This window comes from Pseudomonas sp. R28(2017), assembly GCF_002112505.1.
Lineage (GTDB): Bacteria > Pseudomonadota > Gammaproteobacteria > Pseudomonadales > Pseudomonadaceae > Aquipseudomonas.
Genome location: NZ_NEHW01000001.1, coordinates 374,911 through 397,686, shown reverse-complemented (window position 1 = coordinate 397,686; position 22,776 = coordinate 374,911). Strand labels below are relative to the sequence as shown.

At 63.7% G+C, this 22,776-nt stretch carries 21 protein-coding genes; 15 read left to right on the top strand and 6 right to left on the bottom strand.

Going from position 1 to position 22,776, the window contains the following annotated elements; genetic code table 11:
- Positions 1-141 precede the first annotated feature (141 nt).
- On the top strand, positions 142-1,095 hold the full coding sequence (locus tag CAF78_RS01770) for a YihY/virulence factor BrkB family protein (protein ID WP_085675778.1): 954 nt from the start codon (positions 142-144) through the stop codon (positions 1,093-1,095).
- On the top strand, positions 1,092-1,628 hold the full coding sequence (def, locus tag CAF78_RS01765) for a peptide deformylase (RefSeq protein ID WP_085675779.1): 537 nt from the start codon (positions 1,092-1,094) through the stop codon (positions 1,626-1,628). The genes CAF78_RS01770 and def overlap by 4 nt, the downstream gene beginning before the upstream one ends.
- Here the strand turns inward: def and CAF78_RS01760 are convergent.
- Positions 1,583-2,032, bottom strand: coding sequence for a GNAT family N-acetyltransferase (locus CAF78_RS01760; protein WP_085675780.1), 450 nt, complete (start codon positions 2,030-2,032; stop codon positions 1,583-1,585). The genes def and CAF78_RS01760 overlap by 46 nt on opposite strands.
- 275 nt (positions 2,033-2,307) lie before the next feature.
- Here CAF78_RS01760 and CAF78_RS01755 point away from each other — a divergent pair, with 275 nt between their 5' ends.
- The gene (locus CAF78_RS01755; RefSeq protein ID WP_054885703.1) at positions 2,308-2,565 is read left to right on the top strand and encodes a DUF2790 domain-containing protein; all 258 of its coding nucleotides are present in this window, start codon (positions 2,308-2,310) and stop codon (positions 2,563-2,565) included.
- Positions 2,566-2,630: 65 nt separating this feature from the next.
- Here CAF78_RS01755 and CAF78_RS01750 read toward each other — a convergent pair whose 3' ends face one another.
- Positions 2,631-3,992, bottom strand: coding sequence for a PLP-dependent aminotransferase family protein (locus CAF78_RS01750; RefSeq protein WP_085675781.1), 1,362 nt, complete (start codon positions 3,990-3,992; stop codon positions 2,631-2,633).
- Positions 3,993-4,068: 76 nt separating this feature from the next.
- Here CAF78_RS01750 and CAF78_RS01745 point away from each other — a divergent pair, with 76 nt between their 5' ends.
- The 8 genes from CAF78_RS01745 (at position 4,069) to CAF78_RS01710 (ending at position 8,679) form a co-directional block, all read left to right on the top strand.
- Positions 4,069-5,034 (top strand): threonine dehydratase, encoded by a 966-nt coding sequence (locus tag CAF78_RS01745; protein WP_085675914.1) that lies wholly within the window; start codon positions 4,069-4,071, stop codon positions 5,032-5,034.
- Positions 5,035-5,167: 133 nt separating this feature from the next.
- On the top strand, positions 5,168-5,335 hold the full coding sequence (locus CAF78_RS28695) for a type II toxin-antitoxin system HicA family toxin (protein WP_371856906.1): 168 nt from the start codon (positions 5,168-5,170) through the stop codon (positions 5,333-5,335).
- Positions 5,332-5,664 carry a type II toxin-antitoxin system HicB family antitoxin gene (locus CAF78_RS01735; protein WP_085675782.1) on the top strand — a complete coding sequence of 111 codons (333 nt, stop codon included), beginning with the start codon at positions 5,332-5,334 and terminating at the stop codon, positions 5,662-5,664. The genes CAF78_RS28695 and CAF78_RS01735 overlap by 4 nt, the downstream gene beginning before the upstream one ends.
- A gap of 70 nt (positions 5,665-5,734) precedes the next feature.
- Positions 5,735-6,061, top strand: coding sequence for a hypothetical protein (locus CAF78_RS01730; protein ID WP_256573925.1), 327 nt, complete (start codon positions 5,735-5,737; stop codon positions 6,059-6,061).
- Between the two features lie 59 nt (positions 6,062-6,120).
- Positions 6,121-6,546, top strand: a complete 426-nt coding sequence (locus CAF78_RS01725) for a nuclear transport factor 2 family protein (RefSeq protein WP_085675783.1) — start codon at positions 6,121-6,123, stop codon at positions 6,544-6,546.
- A gap of 43 nt (positions 6,547-6,589) precedes the next feature.
- Complete coding sequence (locus tag CAF78_RS01720; protein ID WP_085675784.1) at positions 6,590-6,934, top strand: YciI family protein; 345 nt, start codon at positions 6,590-6,592, stop codon at positions 6,932-6,934.
- 21 nt (positions 6,935-6,955) lie between these two features.
- Positions 6,956-7,441, top strand: a complete 486-nt coding sequence (locus CAF78_RS01715) for an SRPBCC family protein (protein ID WP_085675785.1) — start codon at positions 6,956-6,958, stop codon at positions 7,439-7,441.
- Positions 7,441-8,679 (top strand): RNA polymerase sigma factor, encoded by a 1,239-nt coding sequence (locus CAF78_RS01710; RefSeq protein ID WP_085675786.1) that lies wholly within the window; start codon positions 7,441-7,443, stop codon positions 8,677-8,679. Before CAF78_RS01715 ends, CAF78_RS01710 begins: the two co-directional genes overlap by 1 nt.
- Before the next feature lie 114 nt (positions 8,680-8,793).
- Here CAF78_RS01710 and CAF78_RS01705 read toward each other — a convergent pair whose 3' ends face one another.
- Both CAF78_RS01705 and CAF78_RS01700 read right to left on the bottom strand, forming a co-directional pair.
- Positions 8,794-9,264, bottom strand: coding sequence for a MaoC family dehydratase (locus CAF78_RS01705; RefSeq protein WP_027918696.1), 471 nt, complete (start codon positions 9,262-9,264; stop codon positions 8,794-8,796).
- A gap of 33 nt (positions 9,265-9,297) precedes the next feature.
- Positions 9,298-10,242: an alpha/beta hydrolase gene (locus CAF78_RS01700; protein WP_085675787.1), complete on the bottom strand. Its 945-nt coding sequence runs from the start codon at positions 10,240-10,242 to the stop codon at positions 9,298-9,300.
- Positions 10,243-10,452: 210 nt separating this feature from the next.
- Here CAF78_RS01700 and fadD2 point away from each other — a divergent pair, with 210 nt between their 5' ends.
- Entirely contained in the window at positions 10,453-12,141 is a 1,689-nt protein-coding gene (gene fadD2 / locus CAF78_RS01695) for a long-chain-fatty-acid--CoA ligase FadD2 (protein ID WP_085675788.1), read from the top strand.
- A gap of 317 nt (positions 12,142-12,458) precedes the next feature.
- Positions 12,459-14,156 (top strand): long-chain-fatty-acid--CoA ligase FadD1, encoded by a 1,698-nt coding sequence (gene fadD1, locus CAF78_RS01690; protein ID WP_085675789.1) that lies wholly within the window; start codon positions 12,459-12,461, stop codon positions 14,154-14,156.
- A 112-nt stretch (positions 14,157-14,268) separates the two neighbouring features.
- Here fadD1 and CAF78_RS01685 read toward each other — a convergent pair whose 3' ends face one another.
- On the bottom strand, positions 14,269-15,576 hold the full coding sequence (locus CAF78_RS01685; RefSeq protein ID WP_085675790.1) for an FAD-binding oxidoreductase: 1,308 nt from the start codon (positions 15,574-15,576) through the stop codon (positions 14,269-14,271).
- Positions 15,577-15,606: 30 nt separating this feature from the next.
- A complete protein-coding gene (locus CAF78_RS01680) occupies positions 15,607-16,971 on the bottom strand; it encodes a glutamine synthetase family protein (protein ID WP_085675916.1) in 1,365 nt (454 codons plus the stop codon).
- 532 nt (positions 16,972-17,503) lie between these two features.
- On the opposite strand from CAF78_RS01680, the gene hrpA reads away from it, so the two are divergent.
- Together hrpA and CAF78_RS01670 are read left to right on the top strand one after the other, a co-directional pair.
- A complete protein-coding gene (gene hrpA, locus CAF78_RS01675) occupies positions 17,504-21,409 on the top strand; it encodes an ATP-dependent RNA helicase HrpA (protein WP_085675791.1) in 3,906 nt (1,301 codons plus the stop codon).
- Between the two features lie 174 nt (positions 21,410-21,583).
- On the top strand, positions 21,584-22,705 hold the full coding sequence (locus CAF78_RS01670; protein ID WP_085675792.1) for a beta-ketoacyl-ACP synthase III: 1,122 nt from the start codon (positions 21,584-21,586) through the stop codon (positions 22,703-22,705).
- Positions 22,706-22,776: the final 71 nt, after the last annotated feature.

Here is a 22,776-nt window from a genome sequence, read left to right as displayed (position 1 = left end):
AGATGGCCTGTTTCTGCCTCTGTGCGAGGCAGAAACAGGTGTAGGCATTTTCTTCTTGCATGGCTGGGAGCAGTACATCACCGGCGTGGTCTATTAGACTTACCCGTTGTACTCAAGAATCAAGCGGCGAAAGGAGACGCTATGATTTTCCCCGACCTGCGCGGCCTGCCCCTGCACCGCGTGCTGGTACGCACCGTCAAGGAATTCCTCGACGACGAGATGTCGACCTATGCATCTGCACTGGCCTACCAGATGCTGTTCTCGCTGTTCCCCTTCATCCTGTTCCTGATCGCCCTGATTGGCTTCCTGCACCTGCCGGACTTCTTTTCCTGGTTGCGCTTGCAGTCCGAACTGGTGCTCCCGCCCCAGGCGCTGGAGCAGGTGAACCCGGTGATCGACCAATTGCAACAGTCCAAGGGCGGGCTGCTGTCGGTGGGTATCGTCATCGCACTGTGGACCGCCTCGGCCGGCGTGCGACTGATGATGAGCGCCATGAATGCCGCCTATGACGTACCCGAAGGGCGCCCGGTGTGGAAGCGCATCCCGCTGTCGATCTTCTATACCGTGGGTATCGCCGGCATGTTGCTGGTGGCGGCGGCACTGATGGTGCTGGGGCCGCAGGTGATGGAGTGGATCGCGGCGCAGGTGGGCATGCAGGAATTCATCGTCACGGTGTGGACGATCTTGCGTTGGCCGGCCATTGTCATCCTGCTGATGGTGGCGGTAGCGCTCATCTATTACGTGATGCCGGACGTGAAGCAGAAGTTTCGCTTCATCACCCCCGGTTCGGTGCTGGCGGTAGTAGTATGGATCATCGCCTCCCTGGGCTTTGCCTACTACGTCAAGACCTTTGCCGACTACAACGCCATGTATGGCAGCATCGGTGCGATCATCGTGCTGTTGCTGTACTTCTACATCTCTGCCGCCGTGCTGTTGCTGGGGGCGGAAATGAACGCGGTGATCGAGCACATGTCGAGCGAGGGCAAGGACCCGGGCGAGAAGGATTTCAAGGGCGTCAAACCCCAGGAAACCATCACCGTGCTCGGCCATGAACACCCGGTCGAGCCTGAACCGACCGAGCCGAACCCGCGATGATCCGTGACATTCTCAAGATGGGCGACGAGCGCCTGCTGCGCATCGCCCCACCCGTGCCTGAGCATCTGATCGGCAGCAGCGAACTGCAGCAGTTGATCGACGACATGTTCGAAACCATGCGCCACGTCGGCGGTGTGGGGCTGGCTGCGCCGCAGATCGGCATCGACCTGCAACTGGTGATCTTTGGTTTCGAGCGCAGCGAGCGTTACCCGGATGCCGAGGCGGTGCCGCAGACCATCCTGCTCAACCCGGTGATCACGCCGGTGACCACCGAAATCGAGGACGGCTGGGAAGGTTGCCTGTCGGTGCCCGGCCTGCGTGGGGTGGTGCCGCGCTTCAAGCACATCAGCTACCAAGGCATCGACCCGCAGGGCAATCCGATCAACCGCTTCGCCGATGGCTTCCATGCGCGGGTGGTGCAGCACGAGTGCGACCACCTGATCGGCCGCCTGTACCCCTCGCGCATCCAGGACTTTGCCCGGTTCGGCTACACCGATGTGCTGTTCCCGGGGCTGGATGACCGCGACGACTGAGCGCGCACCATGGCCAGCAGGGTTTTGCTGCGCTGGTAGCGTTGCAGGCGCGAGGCCAGGGCTTCGGGCAGCTGCGCAGAGGTGCTGAAGCCCAGGCGCTGGTAGAAGGCCGTGAGGTCTGGGTGGCAGAACAGCCAGGTCGGGCCACTGCGTTCGGCCAGGGCCGCCTCGACCAATTGCGCTGCCACGCCACGCCCGCGTTGTTGCGGGGCGACCAGCAGGCCGGTGAGCCAGTGGCCATCGGCGACGTTACTCAGGCAAAGGCCGGCAACGATCCCGTCGCTGCGCGCCACCCACGATTCACCATCATTGGCTGCGCGCATGCGCGAACCCTGCTGTTTGTAGAAGTGTTCGAGCAATCGGCGCTCGGGGCCGGTGAGCAGGGTGCAATGCAGGGCAGTCATGGGGATACCTGGAACAGTTGGCTCTAGCTCGGTGATTCCAGGCCATCGAGCCGTTTCGTTTTGTCGCAGATTGTTGCAAATCCTGCAAGGGTGAATGTCCGAGTTCAGGGTTCAACTATTCCCGGTCAGGAGTAGAATTTCAATCATTCCCCCTGGCAGTAGACGAAGCGGGATCGGTACTTCGTGTCATCTTCGCAGTTGATGACAACTTCTCCGCGCCATTGACGGCATCAGAAGTCACACGATCAGCTGGATTGCTTTAAAGGCCAAACTCCATGAAACCATTACTGATTCTTGCACTGGTCGGTATGTCCTCGTTCGCCCTCGCCGATGAGGCCAAGCCGGTCTCCAGCGAGCCTGTGGCCCAGCAGTACGACTATTCCATGAACCTCGACATCAAACGGGTGATCAATCTGTCGACCATCCCCAATGTCTGTGAAGTGGTGCCTGCGACCATGACCTATGAAGACCATCATGGCCAGGTGCATACCATTCAGTACCGGGCGATGGGTGAAGGTTGCCAGCAGGGTTGATAGCTCAACGTCAGCCGCCTCTTCGCGTTGAGCAGTCGCGAAGAAGCTGCTTTCGTCCGTCCGGTTCATAGCCCCGCCAGTACCTGCCGCACTACCTCCAGGCCTTGTTTCAGTTCAGCCCGGCTACCGGCTGCCGACAGGCTGATGCGCACGGCCTGCACCTCGGTCGCGCCAATGGCAAACACACTGGCCGGGACGACTTCCACACCGTGCTCGCGGCATTGCCTTACCACCACCTCGGCTCCCTGGGGCGTGCCCAGCCAGGCGTGGGGCGAAGGCTGGCCAGTATTGTGCAGTCCCTCACCCAGCAGCCTGCGTGCCAGGCGCCATCGCTCGGTAATTTCCGTTTTCTGCCAGGCCAGCCGCCGCGCAGCCGTGCCGTCTTCGATCCATTGGCAGGCGATAGCCAGGTTCAATGGCGACACCGGCCAGTGGCTGGCCTGGGCATGTGGGTCAACCTTTGCCAACAGCTGCGGGCTGGCCGCAATCCATCCCAAGCGCAAACCGGCAGCCACCGTCTTGGACAGGCTGTTGATGTAGACCCCCTGATCGCCCAGTAGTGGGTAGAGCGGCGGTTGGTCGCTGAATGCGCCATACACGTCATCCTCGATTACCAACAGCCCCAGGCGTTTGACTACCCCTGCAATGGCCGCGCGGCGAGCCTCGTCCATGCAGGCGCCTGTGGGGTTGTGCAGGGTGGGTGTGGTCACCAGCACGCGGGCACCGCTGGCGCGCGCCACACGGTCCAGGTCATCGGGCCGCAGGCCTTGGTTGTCCAGGGCCACGCCATGCACGGGCAGGCGCAGTTGCCGGCAGGCCGCCTTGATACCCGGTGCGGTCAGGGCCTCGAGCATGACCGGCTCACCCGCCTGGCAGAACGACTGCAGCACCAGTGCCAGCGCTTGCTGGGCTGCGCCACATAGCAACAGTTCGTCTGCTGAAAGCGCCAGGCCGCGGTTGGCCATCCACTGGGCGCCGCGAATCCGCCCCAGCAGCAACTGCTCGGGCCCCAGGTAATGATCGAGCAAGTCGCTGGCGGGGCGTTGCAGCAGGCTGCGCAGGCTGTCGTGCAAATCCTGATTGTGCGGATCGGCCACTGGAACGTTGGTCGACAGGTCGATCAGCGAGCGTTGCCCGTCGTGATGCTTGAGGCGGAACAAGGTCGCTTCCTTGCTGCCCGCCAGCACGTAAGTGCCGCGACCCACTTCGCCAGCCACCAGGTGGCGAGCGGCAGCTTCGCGGTAGGCCTGCTGGGTAGTGCTAGGGTTGAGGCCCAGTTTCCAGGCCAGCCGCCGTTGCGGCGGCAGGCGGTCACCCACCTTGAGGGCGCCGCTTTCGATGGCGTTGGCAATCGCATCGACCAAGGCGAGATAGCGGGGTTGGTCATCGTCGGCCAGCTGTGGGATCCACACGAAATTGCTACCCATGCAATATAAGGATGTACCCATACAATGCCCGGCGCTTAGGATCGGATCAACCACCTACCGAAGAGTGATGATCGCCATGTTCGACCTTGCCGCCCTGCGCGAAGCCGCCGATTTCGTTCACCAGCACGTTCCGCCGACGCCACAGCGCGCCTGGCCGCTTCTGGCCGAGCGGGTGGGCTGCAAACTGTGGGTCAAGCACGAAAACCACGCGCCCACCGGCGCCTTCAAGGTGCGCGGCGGGTTGGTCTATGTGCGTTCACTGTTGGCCGCTGGCAAGCCCCCGCGTGGCCTGGTCACCGCCACCCGTGGCAACCACGGCCAGAGCATGGCGCTGGCCGCGAGCCAGGCCGGTGTGCCGCTGGTGATCGTGGTGCCCGAAGGCAACTCGAAAGAGAAGAACGCGGCCATGCGCGCGCTTGGCGCCGAACTGGTGGAGCACGGTGTCGATTTCGACGTGGCCCGCGAAGAGGCGGCGCGCCTGGCGGACGAGCTGGGCTATGACATGGTGCCGTCGTTCCACCCTGAGCTGGTGCGCGGGGTGGCCACCTATGCCCTGGAGCTGTTCGAGGCCGTGGGCGAGCTGGACTGCGTGTACGTGCCGATCGGCATGGGCTCGGGCATCTGTGGGCTGATCCAGGCACGCAACCTGTTGGGGCTTGAGACCGAGATCGTCGGCGTGGTCTCCAGTGCGGCCGATGCCTACGCGCAGAGTTTCGAGATGGGCCGCATCGTCACCACGGCCACCGCCGATACCTTTGCCGATGGCATGGCCTGCCGGGTACCGCACCCGGATGCCTTCGCCCTTGTTCGCGAGCACGCGGCGCGGATCGTGCGGGTCAGCGACAGTGAAGTGGCAGAGGCCATGCGTATCTATCACGAAACCACCCATAACACGGCCGAAGGTGCCGGTGCTGCAGCACTGGCGGCATTGCTGCAGGAGCGTGAGCGACAGGCAGGCAAGCGCGTGGCGGTGGTGCTCAGCGGGGCCAATGTGGATCGCGAGCGTTATGCGCAGGTGCTGGCTGGTATTGAAAAATCCTGAATGAATATCGGGGAAAAAGTGCTATCTTATTTTGATAGCATTTTCCGATGAACACTCGATACCGAAAATCTACGACGCTATCTTCAGGACGCCCACTACGGCCTCGTTGGCGTTTTCCGAGGTCGAAGCCCTGGTGCTTCACCTCGGCGGGCAAGTGCTGGAGCGGCAAGGCTCCAGGGTCAAGCTGATGCTTGGCGGCCAGAGCTGGAGGTGTCATCGCCCCCATCCTGGCAAGGAGGCCAGACGGTATCAGCTTGAAGAAGCCCGCGAATTCTTGTTGCGGGCAGGAGTCAGCCTATGAGTTGCATGCGCTACAAGGGCTATGCCGCCCGTATCGAATACGATGAGCGTGACGACGTTTTTGTTGGCCGTGTGCTGGGCATGCGCGACATCATCAGTTTCCACGCAAGCTCTGTGCCCGAGCTACATGAAGCCTTCCGCGAGGCGCTGGAAGATTACCTGGCCGACTGCGCGGAGCAGGGCATTACCCCGGAGAAACCCGCGTCGGGCAAGGTCATGCTGCGCATCCGTCCAGAGGTACATGCAGCTGCCAGCGTTGCCGCCCGCGCGGCTGGCAAAAGCCTTAACCAGTGGGCAGATGAGGTATTCGAGCAGGCGGCGCTGGCTTGAGCGAACGTGATCATCTCGGGCTACTGTGAATTCATTCTCGCTAGTCCACCGCTCACCTGAGGCAAGGGTCATGACGTTACAAGCGATTTCCCCGGCACGATATGAAGACGGTCGCACGCTCAACCTGGCTGGTTTTGCCGAGCGTTTCAGCATGAGCGACCTGAGCGGCTTGCCATTGCTCTGGCAGCGCTTCGCGCCGCATCTTGGGCATGTGCCGGGGCAGCTCGATCACGACAGCTATGGGGTCTGCTACAACCCCGACGCACAGGGCGGGTTCGACGCTACCCGGCCGGGTTCGATCCTGCCGATGCCCGTGCGGTCATGGAGATCTGGGTTCCCCTGTTGCGCAAATAATTCCAGCAGCCTGTCGATCTCTGCGACCACCGTTCGACCATGAGCTGAAGGTACAAGACAACCCTGTACCGAAACGCTCATGAACGATCGGAGGAACCCCCGATGAACACGGCAGCCGAAAACGAAATCCGTCAGCTTATCGACCGCTGGATGCAGGCCGTTCGCGACCGTGATATCCCCGCCATCACCGCGCCCTACGCCGACGACATCGTCGCCTTCGATGCCATCCAGTCGCTGCAATTCAAGGGCAAAGCCGCCTACCAGGCGCACTGGGAAATGTGCATGAACCTGTGCCCCGGGCCCATGGTCTTCGAACTCGCCCAACTGACCGTGCATGCCGAGGGCGAGCTGGGCCTGGCTCACTGGCTGAACCGCTGCGGCCCCGGGGATGACGAGAGCCAGTGCGGCTTCATGCGTGCCACCGTCGGTTACCGCAAGTCTGGCGGCCAGTGGCAGGTGATTCACGAACACTGGTCGGCACCGTTCGACATGCAAACCCAGAAAGCACTGTTCGATCTCAAGCCTTGATCGGCTATCGCCAAATGCACGTTGCCAACGCCTGGAGACGACCATGAAATACCTGTGCCTGGTCTATTGTGACGAAGGGCTGCTGCACAGCCTGCCCGACAGCCCGGAAGACGCCGAATGCCTGGCCTACGCCGAATCGCTGCAGAGCGCCGGGCGGATCATCGCGGCCGAGGCGCTGAAAACCGTGCAGACCGCCACCACCGTGCGCGTGCGCGCCGGGCGAATGAGCATCACCGATGGCCCGTTTGCCGAAACCAAAGAGCAGCTCGCCGGCTTTTACCTGGTCGATGCCCGTGACCTCAACGAGGCGCTGAACATCGCCAAGGGCATTCCGGCGGCGCGGGTCGGCAGCGTGGAAGTGCGGCCGGTGCGCGAACTGCAACCCTGACAGCAACGGAGAACAACAAGAATGACCCTTGCCCAACCCGCGCCTGCGCAGCACGAGCTGTCCATCAGCCGCTTGATCGATGCCCCGCCTGCCAAGGTGTTCCGAGCCTGGACCGAGCCTGAATGGCTGATGCAGTGGTGGGGGCCGCACGGCATGACCACCCCGGAGTGCGAGATGCAACTGTGGGTCGGGGGGCTGTTCCGTACGCTCATGCGTGCCCCGGATGGTTCCGAGTACCCGACCCAGGGCGTGTTCCTGGAAATTGCCGCGCCACGCCGGCTGGTGTTCACCGATGCCTTCGGGCCGGGTTGGGTGCCGTCGGGCAAAGCCTTCATGACAGCGGTGATCAGCTTTGACGAAGAAAACGGCAAGACCCGCTATACCGCCCGTGCCTGGCACTGGAGCGCTGCCGATAGCCGCGCCCATGAAGAAATGGGCTTCCATCAGGGCTGGGGAGAAAGTCTGGACCGCCTGGTGGAGGTCGTGACCCAGCGGATGCCTGACTGATGGCGGAACTGGCGCAGGTACGTGCCGAAGTCGAAGCGGTATACCGGCGTGATTCGCGGCGCATCCTGGCGACGCTGATCCGGCTGTTGGGGGATTTCGACCTGGCCGAGGAGGCCCTGCACGATGCCTTCTTCATTGCCGTCGAGCGCTGGCAGCGCGATGGCATCCCCGACAACCCACGGGCCTGGCTGGTCTCGACCGGGCGTTTCAAGGCCATTGATGCCTTGCGCCGGCGTGCCCGCTTCGATCGCTCCCAGGCTGACCTGATCATGCTGATCGAAGGCCAGGGGCAGGACCCCAGTGAAGAGGAACTGCTCGCCGACGACCGCCTGCGGCTGATCTTCACCTGTTGCCACCCGGCCCTGGCCGCCGATGCCCAGGTGCCGCTGACCCTGCGCGAAGTCTGCGACCTGACCACCGAGCAGATCGCCCGGGCGTTTCTGCAAAGCCCGGCGACCATCGCCCAGCGTATTGTCCGCGCCAAGGCCAAGATTCGTGATGCCGGCATTCCTTATCAGGTCCCGGAGCTGCATGAGCTGCCCGAGCGCCTGGAGAGCGTGCTGCGGGTGATCTACCTGGTGTTCAACGAAGGTTATTCGGCGTCCTCGGGCGAGGCGTTGCTGCAGCAGGAGCTGAGCGACGAGGCGATCCGTCTCGGGCGCCTGCTGGTTCAACTGTTGCCGGACGCCGAGGCGGTGGGTTTGCTGGCGCTGATGTTGTTGCAGGCATCGCGCCAGCGCGCGCGCAGCGATGCCGAGGGCAACCTGGTGCTGCTTGACCAGCAGGACCGCAGCCTTTGGGACCGCGAGCAGATTGTCGAAGGTTGCGAACTGGTGCGTGTGGCCCTGGCCAGCCGCGTCTTTGGTGCCTACACCGTGCAGGCGGCGATCGCGGCCGTGCATGCCGAGGCAGTGACGGCTGAAGAGACCGACTGGGCGGAAATCGTCGGGCTATACGATGTGCTGCAACGTCACTGGCCGTCAGCCGTTGTGGCGCTCAACCGGGCGGTGGCGCTGGCCAAGCGTGACGGGGCGCAGGCCGGGTTGGTGGCGGTGGAGGCGATACTGGCGAGCGGGGAGTTGCGCGATTATCACCTGGCGCATGCGGCGCGGGCCCAGTTGCATCAAGAGTTGGGGAATGTGGATGAAGCGCGGGTTGCCTGGCAGCAGGCGCTCGAGCTGACCCGGCAGGCGCCGGAGCGACGGCATATCGAAAGGCGTTTGCGCGAACTGATGTAGTGGTTTTGCCGGCCCATTCGCGGGCGAGCCCGCTCCCACAGGTACAGCACAGTATTCAGGAACTGCGCGAATTCTGTGGGAGCGGGCTTGCCCGCGAAGAATCCAGCACTTTTATCAGCTGGCGACAAAGTTCGGCGGCGATACCAGCTCGACGGTCTGCTGTTTGCGCGGCGCAAGGATCTCGGCCTCACCCTCGACCACCAGTTCATCGTTCTGGTTGTACACATTGGTCGCGATACGCACCTTGAACTTGGGCAGCTTCTCGAGGATTTCCAGGCGCACGGTCAGGGTGTCGCCGATCTTCACCGGCTTCTGGAAACTCATCTTCTGGCCCAGGTAGATGGTGCCCGGGCCAGGCAGGGTGCAGGCCACAGCGGCGCTGATCAGCGCACCGCTGAACATGCCGTGGGCGATGCGCTCCTTGAACATGCTCTTGGCGGCGAATTCGGCATCCAGGTGCACGGGGTTGTGGTCACCGGACATCGCGGCGAACAGCTGGATGTCGCGTTCTTCGACAGACTTTTCGTAACTGGCTTTCTGGCCGACTTCCAAAGCTTCGTAAGGCGTGTTGGTGACCTGGGTCATTGGCGTTTCCTTGATAGGCGGACGAGGCCGATATCATTCACTGCGAGCAGGGCGGCCAAGGGCCAGTGCCTGCTCAAGCCATGCGAGGATATCGGCGGTGACCTCGTCCCGATTGATTTCGTTTAGCACTTCATGCCGCGCCTCAGGATAGACGCGCAGCTGTACATGTCGATTGCCGGTCGCGCGCAGGGCGTCGGCCAGATGGGTGAGACGCTTGCCGGCACTCACCGGATCACATTCGCCGCCAATCACCAGCATGGGCAGGTTCGGGTCGATCTGCGCGAGGTTGCGCGCCTGGCTGATCTGCGCCAGCCCCTGCAGCAGGTCGAGCCACAGCTGGTTGCTGCAGCGAAAGCCGCACAGCGGATCGTTGACGTACTTGTCCACTTCCTCCGGGTCACGGCTGAGCCAGTCGAAAGCACTGCGGTTGGGCTTGAAGGCCTGGTTGAACGAGCCGAACGACAGCCACTCGATCAGTGCGCTCTTGCCCAGTGGCCCCTGGCGCCAGGCTTCCAGGCGCGCAATCAGGCGGGCCGCCCGGTACAGCGCAGCGGGCTGGAAGTTGGAACCACTGAGAATCGCCCCCTGCAGGCTGGCGCTGTGGTGGATGAGGTAGGCCTGGGCAATATAGCTGCCCATGCTGTGGCCGAACAGGAACAGCGGGGTGCAGGGGAACTGCTGGCCGATGTGCTGGGCCAGCAGGCCAAGGTCGTTGACCACGGCATTCCAGCCATGTTGCCGGGCGAACAGGCCGAGGCTGCCTTGCTCGGCGGTGCGCCCGTGGCCGCGCAGGTCCGGTGCCAGCAGGGCGTAGCCGGCATCGCTGAGGGCCTGGCCGAGGCGCTGGTAGCGCCCGGCATGCTCGGCCATGCCATGCGCCAGCAGCACCACGGCCTTGACCGGTGTCGCCGGCAGCCATTGGTGCACGTACAGCCGGCAATGCTCGCTGGCAGGCAGCCAGAAGGCGTCATGGGGCATGGCGAATCCTTTGCGCGAAGGGTACCCGCACAGTGTATGCACAACCGGCCGGATTGCAGGAAGGGCACAAATAAGATTCACAATGTTAATGGCGGCACTTGGCGTATATGCCACCTCGGCCTTACCTGCTAACGTCGGATCAACGCCTTTTTGCCAGCAGGCAAACAGGGCAAGGAATCCGCGCGAGCTCAGGCAGAGGAACAATAATAAATGCAAGCCGACTTCTGGAATGACAAACGCCCCGAGGGCGTGCCTTCCACCATCGACATCCACGCGTACGCTTCGGTCGTCGAGGTGTTCGAACGCTCCTGCAAGCGCTTCGCCGAACGCCCGGCGTTCAGCAACCTCGGCGTGACCCTGAGCTACGCCGAGCTGGAGCGCCACTCGGCCGCCTTCGCCGCCTGGCTGCAGCAGCACACCGACCTCAAGCCAGGCGACCGCATCGCGGTGCAGATGCCCAACGTCCTGCAGTACCCGATTGCCGTGTTCGGCGCCCTGCGCGCCGGGCTGATCGTGGTCAACACCAACCCGCTGTATACCGAGCGCGAGATGCGTCACCAGTTCAAGGACGCCGGCGCCCGTGCCCTGGTGTACTTGAACATGTTCGGCAAGCGCGTCCAGGAGGTGCTGCCCGATACCGGTATCGAGTACCTGATCGAGGCGAAGATGGGCGACCTGCTGCCCGCGGCCAAGGGCTGGCTGGTCAACACCGTGGTCGACAAACTGAAGAAAATGGTCCCGGCCTATCACCTGCCCCAGGCCATCCCGTTCAAGCAGGTTCTGCGCGAAGGCCGCAGCCTGACGCACAAGCCGGTGCCACTCGCCCTCGACGACATCGCCGTGCTGCAGTACACCGGCGGCACCACGGGCCTGGCCAAGGGGGCCATGCTCACGCACGGCAACCTGGTGGCCAACATGCTGCAGGTGCTGGCCTGTCTCTCCCAGCGAGGCTCGGACGGGCAGCCGCTGATCAAGGAAGGCCAGGAGGTAATGATCGCGCCGCTGCCGCTGTATCACATCTACGCCTTTACCGCGAACTGCATGTGCATGATGGTCACCGGCAACCACAACGTGCTGATCACCAACCCTCGCGATATCCCTGGCTTCATCAAGGAACTGGGCAAGTGGCGTTTTTCCATGCTGCTGGGGTTGAACACGTTGTTCGTCGCACTGATGGACCACCCCGGCTTCCGCCAGCTGGACTTCTCTGCACTGAAAGTCACCAACTCCGGCGGCACCGCGCTGGTCAAGGCCACTGCCGAGCGATGGGAGGAACTCACCGGTTGCCGCATCGTCGAGGGGTATGGCCTGACCGAGACCTCGCCGGTAGCCAGTACCAACCCCTACGGCCATCTCGCACGGCTGGGTACGGTGGGTATGCCGGTGGCCGGCACGTTATTCAAGGTCATCGACGATGACGGCAACGAACAGCCGCTGGGTGAGCGCGGCGAGTTGTGCATCAAGGGCCCGCAGGTGATGAAGGGCTACTGGCAGCAACCAGAGGCCACGGCGCAGGCGCTGGATGCCGAGGGCTGGTTCAAGACCGGCGATATCGCGGTGATCGACCCGGACGGTTTTACCCGCATCGTCGACCGCAAGAAGGACATGATCATCGTCTCCGGCTTCAATGTGTACCCCAACGAGATCGAGGATGTGGTGATGGGCCATCCGCAGGTGGCCAATTGCGCGGCCATCGGCGTGCCGGACGAGCGCTCGGGGGAGGCGGTGAAGCTGTTCGTGGTGGCGCGTGAGGGCGGGGTGAGCGTCGAAGACCTGAAGGCCTACTGCAAGGCCAACTTCACCGGCTACAAGGTACCCAAGCACATCGTGGTGCGCGAGTCGCTGCCGATGACACCGGTGGGCAAGATCCTGAGGCGCGAATTGCGTGACATAGCCTGATACCGAATGTGCTTCTTCGCGGGCAAGTCGGTTCGGCGCCCCGACTTGCCCGCGAATGCTTCTAAGGTGCTCTAGCCGGCAGCTTACAGCCCGATTTGCGACATTTTGGGCAATTACTCTAAAAATGACCTGTATCGTTCATTGAGTCATTTTTGTGACTGAGAGGCCGTTCTTGGCCCCTAGGCGACCCCATTTAAAGCTGTTACTCTCGGGCCGCTTTCAGATGATCAGGTTTGCAACGAACCCTCATCACATATCAATAATAAACGCATCGACGCGTGAATCGAACTTCGCTGTTGCTGAAGGAGTGGGCTTCCATGATCGAAAATTTTTGGAAGGATAAATACCCAGCCGGGATTACGGCGGAAATCAATCCTGACGAATTCCCCAATATCCAGGCGGTACTCAAGCAATCCTGCCAACGCTTTGCCAATAAACCGGCCTTTAGCAACCTGGGCAAGACTATCACCTACGGCGAGCTCTATGCGCTGTCAGGCGCTTTCGCGGCCTGGCTGCAGCAGCATACCGACCTCAAGCCGGGTGACCGCATTGCCGTCCAGCTGCCCAATGTCCTGCAATACCCGGTAGCGGTATTCGGTGCAATGCGCGCCGGCCTGATCGTGGTCAACACCAACCCACTGTATACCGTGCGGGAAATGGAACACCAGTTCAACGATTCCGGGGCCAAGGCCTTGGTGTGCCTGGCCAACATGGCGCACCTGGCCGAGAAGGTGGTGCCCAAGACCCAGGTCAAGCACGTCATCGTTACCGAAGTGGCCGACCTGTTGCCACCGCTCAAGCGCCTGCTCATCAACAGCGTGATCAAGTACGTGAAGAAGATGGTGCCGGCCTACAACCTGCCGCGTGCCGTGCGCTTCAATGACACCCTGGCGCTGGGCAAGGGCCAGCCGGTCACCGAAGCCAACCCGCAAGCCAACGACGTGGCCGTGCTGCAGTATACCGGCGGTACCACCGGCGTGGCCAAGGGCGCGATGCTGACCCACCGCAACCTGGTGGCCAACATGCTGCAGTGCCGGGCGCTGATGGGCTCGAACCTGCAGGAAGGCTGCGAGATCCTCATCACCCCGCTGCCGCTGTACCACATCTATGCCTTTACCTTCCATTGCATGGCGATGATGCTGATCGGCAACCACAACGTGCTGATCAGCAACCCACGCGACCTGCCGGCAATGGTCAAGGAGCTGGGCAAGTGGAAGTTCAGCGGCTTCGTCGGCCTCAACACGCTGTTCGTTGCGCTGTGCAACAACGAGGCCTTCCGCGCCCTGGACTTCTCGGCGCTGAAGATCACCCTGTCCGGCGGCATGGCCCTGCAGTTAAGCGTGGCCGAGCGCTGGAAGAGCGTCACCGGCTGCGCCATCTGCGAAGGCTACGGCATGACCGAGACCAGCCCGGTGGCGGCGGTGAACCCGGCCGAGGCCAACCAGGTGGGTACCATCGGCATCCCGGTGCCATCGACGCTGTGCAAGGTCATCGACGATGCCGGCAACGAGCTGGCGCTGGGCGAAACCGGCGAGCTGTGCGTCAAGGGCCCGCAGGTGATGAAGGGCTACTGGCAGCGTGAAGACGCCACCCGCGAGATCCTCGACAGCGAGGGCTGGCTGAAGACCGGCGACATCGCGCTGATCCAGCCAGATGGCTACATGCGCATCGTCGACCGCAAGAAGGACATGATCCTGGTCTCGGGCTTCAACGTGTACCCCAACGAGCTCGAAGACGTGCTCGCCGCCTTGCCGGGCGTGCTGCAGTGCGCAGCCATCGGTGTGCCGGACGAGAAGTCGGGTGAAGTGATCAAGGTGTTCATCGTGGTCAAGCCGGGCATGACCGTGACCAAGGAGCAGGTGATGGAGCACATGCGTGCCAACGTCACCGGCTACAAGGTGCCGCGTTACATCGAGTTCCGCGATGCGCTGCCGACCACCAACGTCGGCAAGATCCTGCGCCGTGAACTGCGCGATGAAGAGCTGAAGAAGCAGGGCTTGAAGAAGATCGCCTGATCGACCTCACTGGCCTTTTCGCGGGCAAGCCCGCTCCCACAGGTACGGCACATTACTTAAATGTTGTGCTGTCCCTGTGGGAGCGGGCTTGCCCGCGAATGGGCCCGTGGAGTCAGCGCAGTTTTTCCAGCATCTGGTAGTACCACATCCCCGCCGCCAGCAGCGGGTTGCCCAGCAAGTCCCCCATCGGCACCCGCACGTGCTTGCACTGCGCGAAGGTGTCGAACTTCTCCAGCGTTCCCGTCAGCGCCTCAGCCATGATCTCGCCCATGATGTGGCTGGTGGCGATGCCGTGCCCGGAATAGCCCTGGCAGTACCAGACGTTGTCCGACAGCTTGCCCAGTTGCGGAATGCGGTTGACCACGATGCCCATCGCGCAGCTCCACTGGAACTCGATCGGCACGCCCTTGAGCGCCGGGAAGGTACGCTCGATGCAGGGGCGCAGCTCGCCTTCGATATCACGCGAATCCTTGCCCGAGTAGTTGGCGCCGCCGCCGAACAGCAAGCGCTTGTCAGCGGTCAGGCGGTAGTAGTCGAGCACGAAGCGGCAGTCGTATACCGCCAGGTCCTGTGGGTTGATCTGCTGCGCCAGTTCGCCCAGCGGGGCGGTGGTGACGATGCCGCCCATGGCCGGGAAGATCTTGCCCTTGAGCTGGCGTTTCTCAAGCTTGTGGTAGACGTCGCCGGCGAGCATCACCTGGCGCGCTTCGACCCGGCCATGGGCAGTGACGACCGCCGGGCGCGGGCCGTGGACGATGTCCAGCACTTCGGAGTTCTCGAAGATCAGCGCACCCAGGCTGTGGGCGGCGCGGGCTTCGCCCAGGCACAGGTTGAGCGGGTGCAGGTGCAGGTTGCGCAGGTTCTTCAGGGCGCCCAGGTACAGCGGGCTCTGCAGGTGCCCGGCGACGCCGTTGCGGTCGAGCAGTTGCACCTGGTCGCCCATGCCGCGGCGTTCGGCCTCGGCCTGGAAGCTGCGCAGCTCTTCCATGTGCGAGGGCTTCATCGCGGCATGCAGATGGCCGCGCTTGAGGTCGCAGTCGATGCCATAGCGCTCGACCCGCTGCTCGATGACCTGGTGCCCGCGCCAGCGCAGGTGCCAGATGAAATCATCGACCTCGGCGCCCAGGTGGTTGCGCATCTGCGTGCGCATGGCCTCGTCACCCGACAGGCTGCCGGTGACCTGGCCGCCGTTGCGCCCGCTCGCTCCCCAGCCAATGCGGTTGGTCTCGACGATCGCCACCTTCAGGCCGCGCTCGGCCAGTTCCACGGCGGTGGCCACGCCGGTGAAGCCGCCACCGATGATGGCCACGTCTACCTGCACCGTGCCCTTGAGCTGCGGGTACTCGGTGTGGTCGTTAAGCGAGGCGCTGTAATAGGACGGCGCGCGCTGGGCCGGGCCATTGTTCAATGCTGCGTTCATGGGTGTTCCTTGTTCTGAATGGGGTAAGGCTCAGGCCTGGTGCAGGTACCAGCGCCAGTCCTGCTCGCTGACTTCGGCCATGAACTGGCGGTACTCGGCGCGCTTGACCTTGAGGTAGATGCCGAGAAACGCCTCGCCGAGCGCTTCGCGCGCCCAGTGCGAGCGCTCCAGTGCGTCGAGTGCGGTCAGCCAGTCGGTGGGCAGGTGTTCGGTGGCCTGGGCATAGCCGTTGCCTTCCACCGGCGCACCGGGGTCGAGCTGCTCGCGGATGCCGCGATGGCTGGCGGCCAGGATGGCGGCGGCGGCCAGGTACGGGTTGGCGTCGGCGCCGCAGATGCGGTGTTCGACATGCCGGCTGTTGGCCGGGCCGCCGGGCACGCGCAGGCTGACGGTGCGGTTGTCGACACCCCAGGTCGGCGCCAATGGCGCATAGCTGTTGGCCTGGAAGCGGCGGAACGAGTTGGCGTTGGGGCAGAACAGCAGCAGCGATTCATGCAGGTGGCGGAGCATGCCGGCCACCGCCTGGCGCAGCAGCGGGGTGCCGGCCGGATCGGTGCTGGCGAACAGGTTGTTGCCGGCGCTGTCGGCCAGGCTCAGGTGCATGTGCATGCCGGTGCCGGCCAGTTGCGCGAACGGCTTGGCCATGAAGCAGGCCTGCATGCCATGGGCATGGGCCACGCCCTTGACCAGGCGCTTGTAGCGCACGGCCTGGTCCATCGCCTCCAGCGCATCGCCATGTTCCAGGGTGATTTCCACCTGGCCGGGGGCATACTCGGAGATCGCCGTGCGGGCTGGGATGCCTTGGGCCTTGCAGGCGGCGTAGAGGTCGGCGAGGAACGGCTCGATCTGTTCCAGCTCGCGCAGGCCATAGACCTGAGTGCTGCGCGGGCGCCCGCCGTCGTTGTCCAGCGCCGGTTGCGGGCGGCCCTGGGCATCGCGCTTCTGGTCGAGCAGGTAGAACTCCAGCTCGCAGGCCATCACCGGGTGGTAACCGTCAGCCTTGAGCGCCTCGATGGTGCGCAGCAGTACATGGCGCGGGTCGGCGACACTGGCCGGCAGGCCTTCGCTGGGGTGCATGCTGACCTGCACCGCCGCAGTCGGCACCCGGCGCCAGGGCAGGCGCACCAGGCTGCCTTCCAGGGGGTAGGCGCGGCAGTCGATGTCACCCACGTCCCAGACCAGGCCGGAGTTTTCCACGTCGTCGCCATTGAGGGTCAGGCCGAGGATGGTGCTGGGCAGCGGGCGGCCGCTCTGGTACACCGCCAGCAGTTCTTCGCGGTGCAGCAACTTGCCACGTGGCACGCCGTTGGCGTCAAGGATGAACAGCTCGAACAGTTCGATATCGGGGTTTTCTGCCAGGAAACGGCTGGCGTGCTCTACGGGTGCAAAGTGCATGATGGATTCGCTCACAGGCGCACGGGACCGGCGCGCAGGCGCGATCCACTTGAGTCAAACGGCCGGGCTGCGGCCGAGTTGGGTCACAACGGCGTGAGCGAGAAATCCGGTGGGCGGGCGTGACGGCAGTGCCACAGCGCCCAGAAAGCGAGGATGACATGGACCAGCGGATTTTCACCGGCGCGGGACCGGGCCTTCGCTGGCGAAGGGCGGGACGACGGTGGGGCGATGGTCTGGACGGGAGTCATGCCTTTGATACTCACATGCGGCGTAAGGTTGATTAAAGCAGTGAATGGCAACCTTCACATCGGGCCAGACTAAACATTCCTGTTGCCTGTGCCGGCCCTTTCGCGGGCACGCCCGCTCCCACAGCATTGCATCAAGCTTGAGCTTTGTGGGGTACCTGTGGGAGCGGGCTTGCCCGCGAAAGGGCCGGCACAGGCAGCAGAGAACCGGCAAATCTGCGACAATCGCGCATCCTTCGAATGCCGATCATGAAAAAGCAGGCCCACCTGCATCACTAAAAAGCCCCATGACTGACCAAGCCATCGACAAACTGCTGCAAAACCTCGACCACGCCATGATTGCCGAGCGCCATCGCCTGCGCCGGCAGCTGCATGAACTGCGCAAGCGCCCCGACGAGGCGAAGCTGGCGCAGTGGGTTGAAAAGGTCCAGGCATCCTGCGCCCAGGTCACCGCACGCCAGAACAGCGTGCCGCCGATCCGCTACGACGACAGCCTGCCGATCGCTGCCAAGCGTGACGAGATCAAGAAGGCCCTGGCAGAACACCAGGTGCTGGTGATCGCCGGCGAAACCGGTTCGGGCAAGACCACCCAGTTACCGAAGATCTGCCTGGAACTGGGCCGCGGCAGCCATGGCCTGATCGCCCATACCCAGCCGCGGCGGATCGCCGCGCGCAGTGTCGCCGCCCGGGTTGCCGAAGAGCTCGGCACGCCGTTGGGCGGTCTGGTCGGCTACCAGGTGCGTTTCGAAGACCAGAGCGATGCCAACACCTTGGTCAAGCTGATGACCGACGGTATCCTCCTGGCCGAAACCCAGCACGACCGTTTTCTCGAACGCTACGACACGATCATCGTCGACGAAGCCCACGAGCGCAGCCTCAACATCGACTTCCTGCTCGGCTACCTGAAGACCCTGCTGCACCGCCGGCCAGACCTGAAGCTGATCATCACCTCGGCAACCATCGACCTGGAGCGTTTTTCCAGGCACTTCGACAATGCCCCGATCATCGAGGTGTCCGGCCGTACCTTCCCGGTGGAAACCTGGTACCGCCCGCTGACCAGCGAACAGGACGAGGAGGGCAACCAGGTCGAGGACGACCTCACCGTCGACCAGGCGATACTCGCCACCCTCGACGAGATTGCCCAGCACGAACGCAGCGTGGGCAAAGGCCCCGGCGACGTGCTGGTGTTCCTACCGGGCGAGCGGGAAATCCGCGATGCCGCAGAAATCCTGCGCAAGGCGCAGTTGCGCCATACCGAGATCCTGCCGTTGTACGCGCGCCTGTCGCCGGCCGAGCAGCAGCGCATTTTCCAGTCGCACGCCGGGCGCCGGGTGGTGCTGGCCACCAACGTTGCGGAAACCTCGCTGACCGTGCCCGGCATCCGTTACGTGATCGACACCGGCACCGCGCGCATCAGCCGCTACAGCTACCGCGCCAAGGTCCAGCGCCTGCCGATCGAGGCGGTTTCGCAGGCCAGTGCCAACCAGCGCAAAGGCCGTTGCGGCCGGGTCGAGCCGGGCATCTGCATTCGGCTGTACAGCGAAGAGGATTTCAACGGCCGGCCGGCCTTCACCGACCCCGAGATCCTGCGCACCAACCTGGCGGCGGTGATCCTGCAGATGCTGCACCTGCGCCTGGGTGCGATCGACGCCTTCCCGTTCATCGAGCCGCCGGATGGCAAGGCCATCAGCGACGGTTTCAACCTGCTGCAGGAACTGTCGGCGGTCAACCGCGAGAACCAGCTGACGCCGATCGGCCGCCAGCTGGCGCGCCTGCCGATCGACCCACGGTTGGGCCGCATGCTGCTCGAAGGTGCGCGCCAGGGCAGCCTGCAGGAAGTGCTGATCGTCACCAGCGCGCTGTCGGTGCAGGACCCACGCGAGCGCCCGCCGGAGCGCCAGCAGGCCGCCGACCAGGCCCATGCGCAGTGGAAGGACGCCGATACCGACTTCGCCGCGCTGGTCAACTTGTGGCGGGGTTTTGAAGAGCAGCGCCAGGCGCTGACCGCCAGCCCGCTGCGCAACTGGTGCCGCAAGAACTTCTTGAACTACCTGCGCCTGCGCGAGTGGCGCGATGCCCATCGCCAGTTGTCGCTGATCTGCCGCGAGCTGCAGTTGGCGATCAACAAAGAGCCGTCCGACTACCAGAAAGTGCACAAGGCGATTCTCAGCGGCCTGCTCAGCCAGATCGGCCAAAAGACCGAAGAAGGCGATTACCAGGGTGCCCGCCAGCGGCGCTTCTGGGTGCACCCTTCTTCCGGCATCGGCCGCAAGCGCCCGCAGTGGGTGATGGCCGCCGAGCTGGTGGAAACCACCAAGCTGTATGCGCGCATGGTCGCCAAGATCGAGCCTGACTGGATCGAGCCGCTGGCGACCCACCTGATCAAGAAGAACCACTTCGAACCGCACTGGGAAAAGAAGCGCGGGCAAGTGGTGGCCTATGAGCAGATCACCTTGTATGGCCTGATCCTGGTCGGCCGCCGCCCAGTGCACTATGGCCCGATCGACCCGGTCACATCGCGGGAAATCTTCATTCGCGAAGGCCTGGTTGGCGGTGAAATCCAGTCGCGGGCCAAGTGCCTGGCCGCGAACAAGCGCCTGCTCGAAGAGCTCGACGAGCTGGAGGCCAAGGCCCGCCGGCGCGACATCCTCGCCGATGAAGAAACCCTGTACGCCTTCTACGAAGCACGCTTGCCGGCGGAAATTCACCAGACCGCGACCTTCGATGCCTGGTACCGCATGACCAGCCAGAAGGACCCGAACCTGCTGATCATGCGCGAGGAAGACGTGCTGGCCCGCGAGGCCAGCGAAGTCACCGCGGCGCAGTACCCGGACAGCCTGCAGGTCGGTGAGCTGCGCCTGCCGCTGACCTACCACTTCGAACCGGGCCATCCGCGTGACGGTGTGACCGTGCGGGTGCCGGCACCGCTGCTGCCGAGCCTGCCGGGCGAGCGCCTGGAGTGGTTGGTGCCGGGCCTGCTGGAAGCCAAGTGCGTGGCGCTGGTGCGCAACCTGCCCAAGGCGCTGCGCAAGAACTTCGTGCCGGTGCCGGACTTCGTCAAGGCCTCGCTGGCGCGCATGGCCTTCGGCCAGGGCGCGCTGCCCCAGGCGCTGGGCCAGGAACTGCTGCGCATGACCGGCGCACGGGTTTCCGATGAGGCCTGGGCCGAGTCGGTGAACCTGGTCGAAGGCCACCTGCGCATGAACATCGAAGTGGTCGATGGCCAGGGCAAGTTCCTTGGTGAAGGCCGTGACCTGGCTGAACTCACCGCCCGCTTCGCCGCTGCCAGTCAGGCCGCTTTGGCCGTGCCGCGTACCGAGAAGAGCGAGCAACCGGTGCAGGCCAAGGCCTTCAGCGAGGTCAAGCAGACCGCCCAGCAGAAGATCGCCGGCCTGTCGATGACCGTGTACCCGGCGCTGGTGGAAGAAAACGGCTCTGTGCGCGAAGGGCGTTTCTCGACCCAGGCCGAAGCCGAGTTCCAGCACCGTCGCGCCCTGCAGCGCCTGCTGCTGCAGCAGTTGGCGGAGCCTGCCAAGTTCCTGCGTGGCAAGCTGCCGGGGCTGACCGAGCTGGGCCTGCTGTACCGCGAACTGGGCCGGGTCGAGGCGCTGGTCGAGGACATTCTGCTGGCGAGCCTCGACAGTTGCATCCTGGACGGTGAAGCGACGTTGCCGCGTGACGGCGCCGCCCTGGCCGGGCTGGCCGAGCGCAAGCGTGGCAGCTGGGCCGAGCACGCCGAACGCCTGGCCCGGCAGACGCTGGAAGTGCTCAAGCTGTGGCATGGCCTGCAGAAGCGCTTCAAGGGCAAGATCGACCTTAGCCAGGCCGTGGCACTGAACGACATCAAGCAACAGTTGGCCAACCTGGTTTATCCGGGCTTCGTGCGCGAGACCCCGGCAGCCTGGTTCAAGGAGTTGCCGCGCTACCTCAAGGCGGTGGAGTTGCGCCTCGAGAAGCTGGGTGGCCAGGTGCAGAAGGACCGGGTCTGGAGCGGCGAGCTGGGCAACCTGTGGGCGCAGTACAAGGCGCGGGCCGACAAGCATGCCCAGGAAGGCAAGCGTGATGAAGCGCTGACCTTGTATCGCTGGTTGCTGGAGGAGTATCGGGTGTCGCTGTTTGCCCAGCAGCTGGGTACAAAAGTGCCGATTTCCGACAAGCGATTGAGCAAGCAGTGGAGCCAGGTGGAAGGCTAAGTTCCTTGATTTGTGGCACACTTCAGTGAATTTGGGGCCGCTTTGCGGCCCTTCGCGGGCAAGCCCGCTCCCACAGTGTCAGCGTACGTCTTTTAATTGGCACGAAAGTGCCATTAAGTTGCCATATTCCCAGCCAGCGCCCCACGGCGATGGCCTTTGAGCAGAGGATCGATCGTGCATAACGTCGTGATCAGCGGCACCGGCCTGTATACCCCGGCCCAGAGCATTTCCAACGAAGAACTGGTGGCCTCCTTCAATGCCTGGTCGCAGCAGTACAACCAGGACAACGCCGCCGCCATCGAGCGTGGCGAAGTCGAAGCAGCCCCGGTGTCCGATGCCGCCTTCATCGAAAAGGCCTCGGGGATCAAGAGCCGTTTCGTCATGGACAAGGCCGGCATCCTCGACCCGCAACGCATGAAGCCGCGCTTGCCTGAGCGTTCCAACGACGAGCAGTCGATCCTCTGCGAAATGGGCGTGGCTGCTGCACGTCAGGCGCTGGAACGCGCAGGCCGTACTGCGGCGGATGTCGACGGGGTGATCGTCGCCTGCTCCAACCTGCAGCGCCCATACCCGGCCATCGCCATCGAAGTGCAGCAGGCGCTGGGCATCGACGGCTTCGCCTTCGACATGAACGTGGCCTGTTCGTCGGCCACCTTCGGCATCCAGACTGCTGCCAACAGCGTGCAACTGGGCCAGGCCCGGGCGCTGCTGGTGGTCAGCCCGGAAATCTGCACCGGTCACCTGAACTTCCGCGACCGCGACAGCCACTTCATCTTTGGTGACGCCGCCACGGCGGTGCTGGTCGAGCGTGCCGACAAGGCCACTTCGGCGCACCAGTTCGACATCGTCGGCACCAAGCTGCAGACCGCCTTCTCCAACAACATCCGCAACAACTTCGGCTTCCTCAACCGGGCGGCGGAAGAGGGCGTCGGCGCGCCGGACAAACTGTTCGTGCAGGAAGGTCGCAAGGTGTTCCGCGAAGTCTGCCCGATGGTCGCCGAGCTGATCGGCAAGCACCTGGGCGAGAACGGCATGCAGCCTTCCGACGTCAAGCGCTTCTGGCTGCACCAGGCCAACCTGAGCATGAACCACCTGATCGTCAAGAAGTTGCTGGGGCGTGAGGTGAGCGAGGACGAGGCACCGGTGATTCTCGACCGCTACGCCAACACCAGTTCGGCGGGTTCGGTGATTGCCTTCCACCTGTACCAGGATGACCTGGCCAAAGGGTCGCTTGGCGTGCTGAGCTCGTTTGGTGCGGGTTATTCGATTGGTAGCGTGATTCTGCGCAAGCGCTGAGTTTTGTAGAGACTGTACCGGCCTCTTCGCGGGCAAGCCCGCTCCCACAGATACCTCACAGCCCTTGAAGC